Below are 15,149 nucleotides of genomic sequence, written 5' to 3'. Positions count from 1 at the left end.
AGCTTTTTCTTATCGGATTAATCCTGCTTCAGCCAGTTTAGCAACGGACGCGATAATTGCCGCTTTTACATGTTCGTATGTCAATCCTCCTTGCACGTATGCCGTGTATGGGGGACGAATTGGGCCATCGGCAGTCAGTTCGATGCTGGAGCCTTGTATGAATGTTCCCGCCGCCATAATGACGTCGTCTTCATATCCAGGCATGTAAGATGGTTCTGGTGAATAGTGGGCATTGATCGGCGAGTTCTCTTGAATTGTTTTACAGAAAGCGATCATTTGTTCTGGCGTCTTAAAGTTGACTGATTGGATTAAATCAGTGCGCTTCACCTCATAATGCGGAGTTGTGTCAAATCCGTAGCTCTCCAAAAATGCCGACGTGAACAGAGCTCCCTTGACCGCTTGGCTCACTACGTGAGGAGCCAGGAAGAAACCTTGGTACATCTCTAATAACGTATCGAGGGATGCGCCTGCTTCTGCTCCGAGTCCCGGTGAAGTCATACGGTACGCACATTTCTCAATTAGATCCGCTCGGCCTGCGATGTAACCGCCTGTCCGGGCAAGTCCGCCCCCAGGATTTTTTATGAGTGAACCTGCCATCAGGTCTGCACCGATTTCCGTCGGCTCTTTCGTTTCTACAAATTCACCGTAGCAGTTGTCGACAAACACGATCAGCTCGTTATTGATCGATTTGACGAAAGAAATCATCGTTTCGATCTCGTCGATTCTGTATGAAGGGCGGCTGGAGTACCCTTTCGAGCGCTGGATTCCAATCATTTTCGTTTTCGGTCCGATCTGTCTTGCAATCTCGTCGAAATCCACTGTTCCATCGCTCTTTAAGTCAACATGCTTATATGTAATGCCAAAATCCGCAAGAGATCCGGTATCTTTTCCTTTGCCCGATACAATCGAATCCAGTGTATCGTATGGTTTGCCTGTAATATATAAGAGCTCGTCGCCTGGACGGAGGACGCCGAATAGACTGATGGAGATGGCATGCGTTCCTGATATGATTTGATTGCGGACTAGGCATGCTTCCGCTCCAAATACATCCGCGTATACTCGTTCCAGTACATCCCTGCCCGTATCGTCGTAGCCATAGCCCGTTGAACCGGTAAGATGGAAATCGCTGACCGCATTGGCGCGGAAAGCTGCCAGCACTTTTTTCTGATTAATAAAAGCGTTCTGCTCCACATCTTTGACGTATGGCGCAATCATGCCCTCCACTTCTTCGGCACGCTGCAGTAAGGTTGTTTCATCATAGGTCGTCATTTTTGTTCCTCATTCCATTAGTATTCACTACATTATCTTAACAGTCTAGTTGCGCACGTCAAATAGAAACGGCATAATACGTAAGGGCCTGTTTATTTATAGAGGAGGAGAAAGAATGGCGTGGGAAGTTTTCAGCTTGATCGGCACAGCAGCATTCGCCATTTCCGGCGCTCTGGTCGCAATGGAAGAGGATTATGATCTATTTGGTGTCTATATATTAGGAATGGTCACTGCTTTTGGAGGAGGCGCGGTTCGGAATCTATTAATTGGCGTTCCGATTTCGGTGCTATGGGATCAACATTTCTTATTTATTGTCGCAACTGTACTAATCTTAATCGTATTTTTCTATTTAAAGTACATCCTGCACCATTGGAATCGATGGGGCACTTATTTTGATGCAATCGGGCTCGCTGCCTTTGCTATACAAGGGGCTATGCTTGCTGTCCGTTTGGATATGACCTTGTTTGCGGTTGCCGTCGCTGCCGTTCTTACTGGCGCTGGCGGAGGGGTTATACGGGATGTTCTTGCCGGGAGAAGGCCGCTCGTTTTTAAAAAGGATATTTATGCCGTCTGGGCAGCTGTCGCCGGCATCATCGTCGGCCTTGGCGCCTACCATTATGACATGGCACTCTATGCCCTACTGGTCATTACGGCAGGGCTTCGAATTCTGTCCTACTTGTTTCATTGGAGGCTTCCGCATGGCAACTATCATCATTAACATTGGATTAGGCACAACATAATTAAAAAAAGACTGTAGAAGTTCATCTATCGATTCTTCTACAGTCGCTTCAGTTTATTCTTCTTCTTTTAGTATGACAGGTTTTGAAGGAACATATGTGGAAATGGCATGTTTGTAAATTAATTGTTGTTTCCCGTCTGACTCCAGTAAAACCGTATAATTATCATACGATTTGACGAGCCCTTTCAATTGAAACCCGTTCAATAGGAACACGGTAACGAAGGTATTGTTTTTTCGCAGTGAATTTAAAAATACTTCTTGCATATTTCCCTGTGACATTTGCCCATCCTCCAGTTCTATTTTTCTAACTCTCTTTTTAACTATTCGGCTCCTCTGCTTGAAAATCCTTCAATAATGTCAAAATTCCATCAATCATTTCTTGTCGATCCTCTGTCGCATCGAACCAGGATATTTTCATTTTATTCCTCAAATAGGTCAATTGACGTTTGGCATAGTTTCTTGTGTTTTTCTTTACGAGCTCGACTGCTTCTTCGAGAGAAAGAAACCCGTCTAAATAGAGATACAACTCTTTGTAACCAATCGCCTGAACAGCCTGAGTTCCCCGGATCCCCTGCTCCCAAAGAGTTCTCACCTCATCCACGAGACCTTGTTCGACCATGGCGTCCACACGGCGGTCAATCCGCTCATAAAGAAGATCCCTTGGAAGATCCAGTCCAATCAGCAGATGAGGATAGAGCACCTTATCGCCTTTCCCCTGCTCATGATCCATCTTTGATTTCCCGGTCACCTCAATGATTTCCAATGCCCGGATCACTCGCCTCGTATTGTTCGGATGGATTTTCTCCGCACTATCTGGATCGAGCTGCTTCAGTCTGTCATAAAGCGCTTGACTCCCTTGTTCAGCGGCATCCTGTTCCAGTTTGTTACGGACAGCCGGATCCCCCGCCTGTTCGGTAAAACGAAAATCAAAGAGGACCGCTTGTATGTACAATCCAGTGCCCCCAACGATGATCGGTTGTTTTCCTCTTGAGGAAATCTCTTCGATGCAGCTTCTGACATCATTCTGATAATCCGCAACCGAATAATCTTCCGTCGGTTTTTTCGTATCAAAAAGATGGTGTGGAATTCCACCCATCTCGTCTTTTGTAATTTTTGCAGTTCCAATATCAAGTCCTTGGTAGACTTGCATGGAATCTCCATTAATAATTTCGCCATCCAGATGTGAAGCCAATTCGACACTTAACGCTGTCTTCCCCGACGCAGTCGGTCCTACGATAGCGATTACTGTTTTTTTCTGATTCATTTTTCCTCTATCCAATCCACGATGAAATGAAATACTTCCTGCCGATTTTGTTCTTGCAGCATTTCGTGACGGCCTTCGTCATACAACATCACAGTAATCTGCTTTATTCCAGCTTCTTCGTATTGCCGGGCAGCTTCCCAAACCCCTTTTCCTTTCCTCCCGACCGGATCTTCACTTCCTGAAAGAAAAAGAATTGGCAGTTGTTCATTAATTGTTTTATGGAGCTGTATATTGTTCGCTTTTTTCAGTCCTGTAAATAACTCCAGGAAAAATTTTGTCGTTGGCACAGCACCGCAAAGCGGATCGTCGATATATTCCCGTACCGACTCAGAATTGGTGGACAACCAATCAAATGGAGTCATCGCTTGAGGAACGGATTTCGAGAAAGCACCGAAGACAAGTTTATTCAACAAAGGATCGCGCGTGTCAAATCGACCCAGCCGACCAGAAATCCGGGCAAGGCCGATTCCAGCTGCGCCGCCTATGCCTGGATCACCACCAGTTCCCGACAAGATAAGCCGGTCTATATTTTGATGGCACTGTACATATCTTTTGGCAATAAATGATCCCATACTATGCCCAAACAAGATAAAATTCTCGACAGGCAGCTCCCTGCGAAACAATGAAATCACTTCATGGGCGTCTTGTACAATACGGTCAAATGTTACGTCATCCCCGAAGTGGCCGAGAAAACCATTTAACAAGGCTGTTTTTCCGTGGCCTCGATGGTCGTGCCCTGAAACGACATACCCATGTGCAGCGAGGAAAGTCATAAATTCTTCGTAACGGCCGATATGCTCGGACATCCCATGCAAAATATGAATATGGCCAATCGGTTGTATCGACGGCTGGATCATACAGGCATGAATACTCGTTCCATCTTCCATCTCAATTGTTCGAAAGTGCATGACTGTCCCCCTTCACTTGCGCCAGTTCAATCTGCTGCTCCAATTCTCGCAAGTACCTTGTTTTCTCCTCAGCCGAATACGCCAGCAAATGTGACATATAGTCTGTCACATCCTCTTTGTATTCTTTCACCTTTGCGATATGAAAATACAAATCGCCTGTGCGGCGGATGAAGAAATCAGATGGTGTCATCGCCATCTCGTAATGGACGGCATATAAGATCTCCGCTTTCAAGACAGCCGGCAGAACGCTATTCTCCGCAGTCATCGCATGTGCGTAGTTAAACACAATGTCCACATTCGTGCCATAAGTGGAAGCAAGGCGCATACCTTCTTCTTCTGAAATGCCGAATAATACAGCCTCATTTGCTTTGCTTTCCCGGAACGCCTTAAATTGTTCTTCATTTTCAAATTCGCCCCCTGATAAACGCAGGTGCTCCGTTATACAAGGGCTAAATTCTTTTTTCGGAAACTTTTTGACCACTCGGTCCACAACGGTTTCCGCCATCTTCCGGTAGCCTGTCAGCTTGCCGCCCGCAATAGTGATCAAACCCGTCTCCGACTCCCATATTTCATCTTTCCGAGATATTTCAGAGGCTTTTTTTCCTTCTTCGTAGATGAGAGGACGAACACCTGCCCACGTGGACTCCACATGCTGCCGATCAACAGCCACAGAGGGAAACATATAATGAACAGCCTCGAGCAAATATGCCACGTCTTCTTCCGTGGCAGCCGGATTGGAGCGGTCATCGTCAAAAAATGTGTCCGTCGTGCCGATATACGCTTTCCTGCCACGCGGAATGGCAAATATCATGCGGCCGTCCGGAGCATCAAAATAAATCGCTTGCCGTAAAGGGAAAACCGATTGGTCGATGACAATATGAATCCCTTTGGTCAGTCGCAACCGTTTGTCATTGGATATGGCGTCCTTCTTTCGAACTTCGTCCACCCAAGGTCCCGTCGCATTGACGATAACGGATGCATTCACTGAAAAATAGTCGCCGTCCAGCATATCCCACAGGGCGGCACCGGATAATTTGCCGTCCTCCTCATAGTTGAAATGTTCGACTTTCATGTAGTTCAAGCAGACCGCGCCTTTTTCAGCCGCTTTTTTCAACGTCTCCATCGTCAATCTGGCATCGTCTGTTCGATACTCTACATAGTGCCCTCCGCCAAGCAAGCCTTCCTTTCTCACTAAAGGCTCCATTTGGATGACTTCGTCTGAAGCCAGCATCTCCCGGCGTTCTTCTTTCCGAACTCCTGCCAGCTTATCGTACGCGAAGAGGCCGGCTGAAGTAGTAAATCGGCCAAAAGTGCCTCCTTTATGAAACGGGAGAAGCATTCGTTCCGGCTCTGTGACATGCAGTGCATTGTTATAGACGATTTCCCGCTCTTTTCCTGTTTCCGCAACGATTTTAATATCCAATTGTTTTAAATAACGCAATCCGCCATGAACTAGTTTCGTAGAACGGCTGGATGTGCCTGCTGCGTAATCCTGCATTTCGACGAGAGCAACGGAGAGTCCTCTGGTCACGGCATCAAGCGCTATGCCCGCCCCTGTAATCCCACCTCCTACGACGAGAAGATCGAAATGATATTCCTGCAAAAACTGTTTGAATTTAGGCCTTTCCATTGCTGATAGCATACGTCTCACTCCTTTTACGGTTTAAAGACTCTTGTCGCTTCCACAGCTTTCTTCCAACCCGTATACAAACGATCTCTTTCACTTACATCCATCTTTGGTGCATAAGTTCTTTCCTTCGACCATAACTTCTCCAGCTCTTCCAAAGAACTGTAAAATCCAGTTGCCAGTCCGGCTAAATAAGCTGCTCCCAGCGCAGTCGTCTCCAAATATTTGGAACGCTCCACTTCAATTTGCAACAGGTCACTCTGAAACTGCATTAAGAATTCATTGGAGACCGCTCCGCCGTCGACTCGCAAGACATTCAGCCCCGTACCGGAGTCTTTCTCCATCGTCAACAGGACATCTTTGGACTGATATGCAAGTGCCTCAATAGTTGCGCGCACGAAATGCTCCTTAGTTGTCCCTCTTGTCAGCCCGAAAACGGCCCCTCTTGCGTCCGAGTCCCAATATGGGGTGCCTAGCCCAACGAAAGCAGGAACGACGTAGACTCCATCAGAAGAGGCGACACGCGCAGCATAAGCCTCTGAATCAGATGCTTTTTGGAACATCCGCAATCCATCCCGCAGCCATTGGATGGCAGATCCAGCAACAAACACACTGCCTTCCAGGGCATAGGTCACTTTTCCTCCAAGTCCCCATGCGACAGTCGTCAGCAGCCCATTTTCAGAGCGAACCATTTTATCTCCAGTATTTAAAAGCATGAAGCAGCCTGTGCCATACGTATTTTTCGCCATGCCTTCATGGAAACAGGCCTGGCCGAACAACGCACATTGCTGATCTCCCGCCGCGCCGGCAATCGGTATCCTTGCGCCGAAAAATTCAGCTGGATCTGTGTGTGCATAGACTTCGGAGGATGGTCTGATTTCAGGCAACAACTGCATAGGCACTTCGAACTTTTTACAGAGTTCCTCATCCCAAGCAAGTGTTTCGAGATTGAAAAGCATTGTCCTGGATGCATTGGAATAGTCGGTAACATGCACAGCTCCTCCGGAAAGCTTCCAAATTAAAAACGTTTCCATCGTGCCAAAGAGCAGCTCCCCTTGTTCTGCCCGCTCTCTCGCTCCTTGCACATGATCCAATATCCATTTTACTTTGGAAGCAGAGAAATAAGGATCCAGTTGGAGTCCGGTTTTATTTCTGATTTCCGCTTCCCATCCTTCTCGCTTCCATTCATCAATAATGCTCTGCGTTTGTCTGGATTGCCATACAACGGCATGGTAAATAGGCTGCCCTGTCTGCTTATCCCAGATGACTGTCGTCTCCCGCTGATTCGTAATCCCGATTCCCGCAATGTCCTCGGGCCGGCTCCCGCTTTCCGTCAATACGGATGCGATCACTGATAAGACTGAACCCCAAATCTCGTTCGCATTATGTTCTACCCAGCCAGGCTGAGGGTAGAATTGTTTGAACTCCCGTTGAGAGACATGGGCAATTTCCCCTTGCTTGTTAAATAAAATCGCTCTTGTGCTTGTTGTGCCCTGGTCGATCGCTAATATAAATTTCCCCATTCACCATCACTCCCTTGATTCACATTACCCGTTTAAACATCTTTTCAATTTCATACGTTGAAAAATGAATAAGGACCGGCCGGCCGTGCGGACAAGTATATGGATTTTCGGCTTTCGATAAATCGGACAGCAATCTCTCCATATCCGAGAATGTCAAATAATGATTGGCCTTAATCGACTTTTTGCAGCTCATCATGATGGCCGATTCCTCACGCAGCTTGCCGATGTTGATCTGTTTATTCGTCAACACTTGCTCGATAATATCTTCGATAATGGCTGTCTCTTCTCCTGCTGGAAACCAGGAAGGATATTCCCTTACTGTATAAGACGAAGGGCCGAACTCTTCTAAAAAGATTCCGACGGCGTGCAGCATCTCCATATGCTCCTCAATCGTAGTCTTATCACTGCCGGAATAATGAAATATCAGCGGCATGAGCAGCAGCTGACGTTCCTCATGATCAACTTTCGCAACTTTATCTCTGAAGTATTCATATTTTATCCGTTCCTGTGCGGCATGTTGGTCAATCATATAAAAGCCATCTTCGTTTTGCGCGATGATGTACGTACCATGCACTTGCCCAACCGGGACGAGAGAAGGAAAACGTTTTTCCGGCTTAGCTTCATCTGCCTGTTCTGTCTCGTTTTCCAGATGTGATTTATTTTCAAATGACGATATAGATTCCAGTTGCGTTTCCTCGTCCACCCTATTTTCTTCTACCGCTTCTTCTGTCACCGGAGGAGCTGGCTGCTCGGCCATTGCTTCCATCACGGTCTCATTATTCCGTCGCTCCGGTTGAATATACGTGTTCGGTGCAGAGGATTGAAACCGCTCCTTTTGCTGCCCGGTAGGTGTGTGAATCAATTCAGACGATACCGGTTCCTGAGCGATTGTCTGAGCTTGCATATTCCATATGGTCGTTTGCTCGGATGGCCGTTTGATTGCCGGCTCTTTTTTGATTGCATCCGGAATAATAATATGGTTTCGGATTGCTTCATGAATGGATGTTTTGATGAGCGCCAGCAATTCCCCTTCTTTGCTGACACGGATCTGTTGCTTGGAAGGGTGAACATTGACGTCTGTCAAATAGGGATCTGCCTCTACATTGATAACTGCGATCGGATAACGTCCAATGGGCAAATACGTGTGCATGCCGTCCAATATCGCCTGGTTGACAGCGTAACTTTTGACCCACCTGCCGTTGACGATAAGTGTCATGTAATTTTTTGAGGCTCTTGTCATTTCCGGCAAGGTGATATACCCGTGAATTGTATAGTCGGCATTGTCGCCTTTGAACGAAATCATCTTGCGAGCGACATCTACGCTATATATTTCAGCCAAAACTCTTCGCTGATCCCCATTGCCCGCCGTCTGCAGAATTTTATGGTTCTCATGCATCAGCTGAAACGCGATATGAGGATGGCTCAGAGCGAGACGGTTTACCAAATCGATCGTATGTCCCAGTTCGGTTTGAATCGTTTTCATATATTTCAACCGGGCCGGCGTATTGAAAAATAATTGGCTGACGATAATATCGGTCCCTTTTCGAAAGGCAGCATTATCATGTTTGATCACCCGGCCGCCTTCCAACTGCACTTCAGTGCCTTCCGATTCGCCATCAGATGTCCACAGCTGAATTTTCGCCACGGACGCGATACTCGCAAGTGCCTCTCCGCGAAAGCCGAGTGTCCGGATTCTGAATAAGTCATGCTCATTGCTAATTTTACTCGTGGCATGTCTCTCGAAGGCAAGCACTGCGTCTCTTCGTGACATGCCTTTCCCGTTATCGGTCACACGGATGGAAGTGAGCCCCGCTTCCTCCAAAGCAATTTCAATCGTCGTACTGCCCGCATCTATAGCATTTTCCACTAATTCCTTTACGATCGATGCAGGCCGTTCAACCACTTCGCCTGCCGCGATCTTGTTCGATAACGCATCATCCATTACCGTAATGATATCCACTCAGCCTCATCCTTTCCGTAAAGTCTTTATTTCTGTTGTGACTTGCCGATTTTCCAATCATATAATGTTTGCAGCGCTTGCATCGGTGTTAATTGAAGAACATCCAATTGGCTGAACGCATCCAAAAGGGCACGCTCCTCCGCAGTAATCTGATTGGAGTCTGTCTGCAAATCAAAAAATGATATTTGCTCCGATACCGCATGAGCAACTTCGGTAGTTGCGGCGCTTTCAAATTCTCTCAACAGATTTTTCGCCCGTTCCAAAATATCCTCTGGCAGACCGGCAAGCTCCGCTACATGGATCCCATAGCTTTTATCCGCTGCTCCTGGCATAACCTTATGAAGGAAAACTACTTTTCCATCTTGCTCCATCGCAGCTACATGGACATTCACAAGCCGTTCCAAATGCTCATCCAAATTGGTCAATTCGTGATAGTGAGTCGAGAATAAAGTATTAGCACCGATTTTATTATGAATATGCTCCATCATCGCCTGTGCCAACGACATCCCGTCGTAAGTCGACGTCCCTCTTCCGATTTCATCGAAAAGGAGCAGACTTCTTTCTGTCGCATTCATGATCGCATTTTGCGATTCCATCATTTCCATCATGAACGTACTTTGCCCTGATGCCAGATCGTCCGCCGCCCCAATGCGGGTGAAAATCTGATCGGTGATTGGCAATGTTGCCGATTCACATGGGACGTAGCTGCCGATCTGTGCCATGACGACAATTAATGCCACTTGCCGCATGTACGTACTTTTACCGGACATATTCGGCCCTGTGATGAGCAGCATGTTCGATTCCTCGGTCAGCGTGCAGCTGTTCGGGATGTAAAGGGAGTGGTCCATCATCTTTTCGACGACTGGATGTCTCCCGTTTTTGATTTCCAAGCCGGTGCCTGAATGGAAGGCCGGTTTTGTATATTTATGTTTTTCCGCCACAACCGAGAACGAGAGGAGAACATCCAGCTCCGCCAATACACTTGCCAATTGTTGGATTGGTTGAATATAATCCTTCATCGTATCCCGAATACTCGAGAACAACTGATATTCAAGTTCTTGTCCATCCGCTTCCGCATTCAGAATCAATTCTTCCTTTTCCTTCAGCTCAGGCGTAATATATCTTTCTGCATTGGCCAGTGTCTGCTTTCTTTCATATCGGGTCAGATCCGCATATTGAATATTGGATTTCGTAATTTCTATGAAGTACCCAAATATCCGGTTGTAGCCGATTTTTAATGATTTGACACCCGTCCGTTCCCTTTCAAGCCGTTCGAGATCGGCAAGCCACGCTTTTCCGTTCTTCGAAGCATCTCTGTATTGATCCAGCTTTTCATCATAGCCATCTTTAATGATCCCGCCTTCTTTTACTGATAAAGGGGGCTGTTCGGCAATAGATGCTTCGAGCAAACTGCAAGCCTCGCTGCATGGATTGATTCGTTCCGCGAATTGACGTAATGCTGCATGGGAGGAATTCGCAAGATAGCTCTTAATTTCCGGCACATTTCGCAATGAATTCCTTAGCTGCGCCAAATCCCTTCCAGACGCACTTCCCATCGAAATACGTCCTGCCAGTCTTTCGAGGTCGTAGACATTTCGAAGCGCATTGGAAAGGTCTTCACGTAAAAAGAAGTCTTCTAAGAAGGACGCAACGATATTCTGCCTCTCCGTAATCGCTTGCTCGTCCGCTAAAGGCTGGCGGATCCACATTTTCAGCTTCCTTGCACCCATGGCCGTTACCGTTTCATCCAATAGCCAGAATAAGGTGCCCTCTTTCGTGCCTGTCCGAATGGATTGGATCAATTCCAAATTGCGCATGGAGTTGGCATCGATAGAGAGCTTTGTATTTTTCTTAATGAATTCAAAAGGCTTCAAGTGGGAAAGGGACGTCTTCTGCATGTTGCGTAAATAGGCATACAACATATGACATGTCTCTTTTAACGTTTCTGGGAGATGTATAGATAATTCTTCAGGAACAGCATCCGTCCTTCCGGTTTCCATCGATAACACGATGTTCCGCTTGGCCATGCTGTCATTGAGCGCAATGTGCAGGCGTTCACCGACAACGATCTCTTTTATGCTCAGCGCTTCCACCTCTGCAATAAAGGACCGTTCATCACCGTATATGATCTCTGCCTTTCCTTCTCCTGTCGCCAAGTCCAAATACGCAAAACCATATTGCTGATCCCCTAAGTATTCGGCCGCACCGATAAAATGATTAGTATGCGAATCAATTGTCTTTCCTTCCGTTATCGTCCCGGGCGTTATGATTTTGACAACTTCCCGCTTTACAATGCCCTTCGCATTCCGCGGATCTTCTGTCTGCTCGCAAATCGCTACCTTGTGCCCGTTTTGGACAAGCGTCTCAATATAACCTTCCGCCGAATGGTACGGGATGCCGCACATCGGAATTTTATCTGCCGCTCCGCCGTCCCGGCTCGTTAGCGTTATCTCCAATATATTGGACGCATTAATGGCATCCTGAAAAAACATTTCATAAAAATCGCCAAGGCGGAAAAAAAGGAACGCATCCTGATGCTGCGCCTTCACTTGTAAATATTGTTGGATCATCGGTGTATATGTACTCATTCTGTAACCTCGCATTTATATTTCTTATATGTAGTAGTATACCAGAAGTGAAAAAGCCGCGAGTGGTTCGGCTATTAATTTCCACGCAGAATGACAATACGCGGAAAATAGCATGTGTTCCTTTCATTCGGATATCTTCTGGATGCTTGCTGCGGACCGGTGGGATGGAGCCGGCGTGAGCGGTAGAAGATCGGTCAATGGCCAATTAACTGGCTGAACGCCAGATTAATGAAACGAACGCCAGTATATCAAGCTGAACGCCAGATTAACAAAACGAACGCCAGTATATCAAGTTGAACGCCAGATTATCAAAATGAACGCCAGTATATCAAGCTGAACGCCAGATTATCAAAATGAACGCCAGTATATCAAGCTGAACGCCAGATTATCAAAATGAACGCCAGTATATCAAGCTGAACGCCAGATTATCAAAATGAACGCCAGTAAAACAAGCTGAACGCCAGATTATCAAAATGAACGCCAGTAATCAAAACTAACGCAGTATCTGCAAGCAACAAAAAAAGCCGGCTGCTTGAACCGGCTTTAGCGTGAAGATTCGCTTCCTTTGGCTTCTGCATTTTCCGCTCCGCTTGCGTGAGAGGAGGATTCGTCTTGGAGTGCCCATTCTTCTTCAAATTGGTGCGGGTGGACGGTGATGCATACTTTTGTTTCTCCGACGACCTCGGCTACCAATTCGCGCTCCACTTTGATGACAAATTTCTCTCCGCAATCTGAGATGACCGCTTCGGTGCAATTTGGATGCTGAACTACGTTGACGATTACTTCTTCCTGTCCTGAAGTCGGTTCATCCCGATAATTGAGCCGAATACGATCCTTGTAGGAAATGCTTTCTGTGTAAACGGATGTCTTGGAATGGTCGTGGTGGGAGTACCAGACATTCACATCGAACTTTCCGCTTACTTCCACATACCGGCCAGCTTTTTTCGCTTGGTGCGTATGATTGATCACCCAGCAGCCGAGTATGCTTGACGGACGATTCGTCGGCTTTAATGAGACCTCGGATTCGGTCCGTTTCTTCCCCTTTGCGATAACTGCCTTTGTAACAATCTGCCGTAAATTTTTCAGCTCTTTTCCTCCTTCGTTGACTTCTATTCATCCTATGCAACAAACGCCCAGAAAGTGAAAAAAATCGGCAAGGATTTTATCCTCACCGATTCTATGTGTTAGGCTAGCGGTTTATGCTTTGTGTTTTCTACATACGATCCTGTTTCGCCGCGCAATAAATCGCCGCCAGTGGATTCGATAATTTCATTCGTTACATTATTGGCAATCGTATTGGAGACCAATTGAAGTAATGTATTCACTTCCATTTGAGATTGCTTAAATTCTTGGACAATTGGAACCTCATCAATTTCTTGCTGAATCGTTTCGATTTTGCCTTCAATTATTTGCAAAGCCCGTTCCTTTTCATAATGTTGAAAATTAACTGCCTGTGTTTGAAGGGATTTCAAGCTGGCAATTTTTTCGCGGACTTTCTGATTCTCATTGATTTGCGCCTCTGCCCGTTTGAAGAATTCCACTTCTTCTGTATTGGCAATCATATGCGCAATCTCGCGTGCTTTTGCGATGATTTCATCTTTTGTATACATTTTTTCCATTACACTGTCACCTTTTCCTGTTTCACTACGCCGATGAATTCACCGTCGAGCGACCATGTTTTTGCATCTGTAATTTTCACTTCGACAATTTCACCGATCACCGAGCGAGGGGCTCTGAAGTTGACGAGTTTGTTTTTCTCGGTATAGCCGGAAAGCACATCTGGATTTTTCTTGCTTTCTCCTTCTACGAGGACTTTCACGGTTTTTCCTTTATATGGTTTCATCGCTTCTGCTGACATCTCATTGACGAGCTTATTCAAGCGCTGGAGCCTGTCCCGTTTCACTTCCATCGGTACGTTGTCTTTCATCTTTGCAGCCGGCGTGCCTTCCCGTGGCGAATAGATATACGTATAGGCCATTTCAAAACCGACTTCTTTGTATAACGATAGAGTTTCTTCGAACTGCTCATCCGTTTCATTTGGGAACCCGACAATGATATCCGTTGTGAGCGTTACATTAGGGATGGCGGCTTTAATTTTTCCGACGAGTTCCAGATATTGCTCACGCGAATATTTTCGTGCCATGATTTTCAATACATCACTTGAACCAGACTGGACCGGCAAGTGGATATGGTCGAGAAGGTTTCCACCTTTCGCCAGCACTTCGATCAAGTGATCGTCGAAATCACGCGGATGGCTTGTTGTAAACCGAATTCTTGGAATATCGATTTTCCGCAGGTCATCCATCAAATCACCGAGGCGGTAGTCAAGATCTTCGAAATCTTTGCCGTATGCATTGACGTTTTGACCTAGAAGCATGATCTCCTTATAGCCCTGGGACGCCAAATGGCGAACTTCTTGGATAATATCCTCCGGCCGTCTGCTTCGCTCTTTGCCTCGAGTGTACGGTACGATGCAATAAGTGCAGAACTTGTCACAGCCGTACATGATGTTAACCCAAGCCTTGATGTTGCCGTGCCTCACTTTTGGAAGGTTCTCAATGATATCCCCTTCTTTGGACCAAACTTCTACTACCATTTCTTTTGATAGATAGGCTTCATTCAAAATATTAGGAAGACGGTGGATATTGTGCGTCCCGAATATCATATCGACCTGATCATAGGTTTTTAATATTTTCTTAACAACCGATTCCTCCTGCGACATACAGCCGCAGACCCCAATGAGCAAATTTGGATTTTCCAGTTTAAGAGGCTTTAGATGGCCAAGCTCTCCAAACACTTTATTTTCCGCATTTTCCCTGATCGCGCAGGTGTTCAGCAAAATGACATCAGCCGTATTAACTGAATCTGTCGGTTCATATCCAAGCTCCATGAAAATGCCTGCCATCACTTCTGTATCATGCTCGTTCATTTGACAGCCATATGTGCGGATGTAGAACTTCTTGCCTTGTCCCATTCCACGAAACTGTTCTTCAATGGAGAAATCATGATGGTATTCGATATCCTCTTTGCCCCGCTTTTTAGCGTCTTTCAACGAAGGCGGTTTATAGACAGATTGGAAATATTGGCTATAATCCTTTTCTTCTTTATGGACAGGTTTTGTAATTCCTGGTTTCAAAAGCCCGTTTTCCAGGCGTTGTTCTTCATTCAAATTAGTCGTCCCCTTTCCTGCAAGCATCGGGAAATTTACTCCATACTGACACCATTATATCGAAAGAGCCCCTCGCTTTACAAGGAGTGGATGGATTGTTGG

13 protein-coding genes are annotated in these 15,149 nt (G+C 46.2%); 1 reads left to right on the top strand and 12 read right to left on the bottom strand.

Annotation, left to right across the window (positions count from 1 at the left end; genetic code table 11):
• Nucleotides 1-9: 9 nt before the first annotated feature.
• Nucleotides 10-1,269 (bottom strand): methionine gamma-lyase family protein, encoded by a 1,260-nt coding sequence (locus ACSW3C_RS04285; protein WP_486561068.1) that lies wholly within the window; start codon nucleotides 1,267-1,269, stop codon nucleotides 10-12.
• A 115-nt stretch (nucleotides 1,270-1,384) separates the two neighbouring features.
• Here ACSW3C_RS04285 and ACSW3C_RS04280 point away from each other — a divergent pair, with 115 nt between their 5' ends.
• Nucleotides 1,385-1,987: a trimeric intracellular cation channel family protein gene (locus tag ACSW3C_RS04280; RefSeq protein ID WP_486561067.1), complete on the top strand. Its 603-nt coding sequence runs from the start codon at nucleotides 1,385-1,387 to the stop codon at nucleotides 1,985-1,987.
• A 75-nt stretch (nucleotides 1,988-2,062) separates the two neighbouring features.
• Here the strand turns inward: ACSW3C_RS04280 and hfq are convergent, their stop codons facing one another.
• The 11 genes from hfq to miaB form a co-directional block, all read right to left on the bottom strand.
• Nucleotides 2,063-2,287 (bottom strand): RNA chaperone Hfq, encoded by a 225-nt coding sequence (gene hfq / locus ACSW3C_RS04275; protein WP_238083915.1) that lies wholly within the window; start codon nucleotides 2,285-2,287, stop codon nucleotides 2,063-2,065.
• A gap of 37 nt (nucleotides 2,288-2,324) precedes the next feature.
• Nucleotides 2,325-3,272, bottom strand: coding sequence for a tRNA (adenosine(37)-N6)-dimethylallyltransferase MiaA (miaA, locus tag ACSW3C_RS04270; protein WP_486561066.1), 948 nt, complete (start codon nucleotides 3,270-3,272; stop codon nucleotides 2,325-2,327).
• Nucleotides 3,269-4,180, bottom strand: coding sequence for an alpha/beta fold hydrolase (locus ACSW3C_RS04265; RefSeq protein ID WP_486561065.1), 912 nt, complete (start codon nucleotides 4,178-4,180; stop codon nucleotides 3,269-3,271). The genes miaA and ACSW3C_RS04265 overlap by 4 nt, the downstream gene beginning before the upstream one ends.
• Nucleotides 4,161-5,822, bottom strand: coding sequence for a glycerol-3-phosphate dehydrogenase/oxidase (locus ACSW3C_RS04260; protein ID WP_486561064.1), 1,662 nt, complete (start codon nucleotides 5,820-5,822; stop codon nucleotides 4,161-4,163). Before ACSW3C_RS04260 ends, ACSW3C_RS04265 begins: the two co-directional genes overlap by 20 nt.
• A gap of 14 nt (nucleotides 5,823-5,836) precedes the next feature.
• On the bottom strand, nucleotides 5,837-7,330 hold the full coding sequence (glpK, locus tag ACSW3C_RS04255; RefSeq protein WP_486561063.1) for a glycerol kinase GlpK: 1,494 nt from the start codon (nucleotides 7,328-7,330) through the stop codon (nucleotides 5,837-5,839).
• Between the two features lie 19 nt (nucleotides 7,331-7,349).
• Nucleotides 7,350-9,290, bottom strand: coding sequence for a DNA mismatch repair endonuclease MutL (gene mutL / locus ACSW3C_RS04250; protein ID WP_486561062.1), 1,941 nt, complete (start codon nucleotides 9,288-9,290; stop codon nucleotides 7,350-7,352).
• A gap of 26 nt (nucleotides 9,291-9,316) precedes the next feature.
• On the bottom strand, nucleotides 9,317-11,878 hold the full coding sequence (mutS, locus tag ACSW3C_RS04245) for a DNA mismatch repair protein MutS (protein WP_486561061.1): 2,562 nt from the start codon (nucleotides 11,876-11,878) through the stop codon (nucleotides 9,317-9,319).
• A gap of 428 nt (nucleotides 11,879-12,306) precedes the next feature.
• The gene (locus tag ACSW3C_RS04240) at nucleotides 12,307-12,456 is read right to left on the bottom strand and encodes a hypothetical protein (RefSeq protein WP_486561060.1); all 150 of its coding nucleotides are present in this window, start codon (nucleotides 12,454-12,456) and stop codon (nucleotides 12,307-12,309) included.
• Nucleotides 12,422-12,946: an outer spore coat protein CotE gene (cotE, locus tag ACSW3C_RS04235; protein ID WP_486561502.1), complete on the bottom strand. Its 525-nt coding sequence runs from the start codon at nucleotides 12,944-12,946 to the stop codon at nucleotides 12,422-12,424. The genes ACSW3C_RS04240 and cotE overlap by 35 nt, the downstream gene beginning before the upstream one ends.
• A 116-nt stretch (nucleotides 12,947-13,062) precedes the next feature.
• The gene (locus ACSW3C_RS04230) at nucleotides 13,063-13,497 is read right to left on the bottom strand and encodes a YlbF/YmcA family competence regulator (RefSeq protein ID WP_238083929.1); all 435 of its coding nucleotides are present in this window, start codon (nucleotides 13,495-13,497) and stop codon (nucleotides 13,063-13,065) included.
• Complete coding sequence (miaB, locus tag ACSW3C_RS04225; protein ID WP_486561059.1) at nucleotides 13,497-15,047, bottom strand: tRNA (N6-isopentenyl adenosine(37)-C2)-methylthiotransferase MiaB; 1,551 nt, start codon at nucleotides 15,045-15,047, stop codon at nucleotides 13,497-13,499. The genes ACSW3C_RS04230 and miaB overlap by 1 nt, the downstream gene beginning before the upstream one ends.
• Nucleotides 15,048-15,149: the final 102 nt, after the last annotated feature.

Source organism: Sporosarcina sp. AD_1, assembly GCF_057373025.1.
Note: the sequence above shows the minus strand (reverse complement) of the source record. Positions and strands in the feature narration are given on the sequence as shown.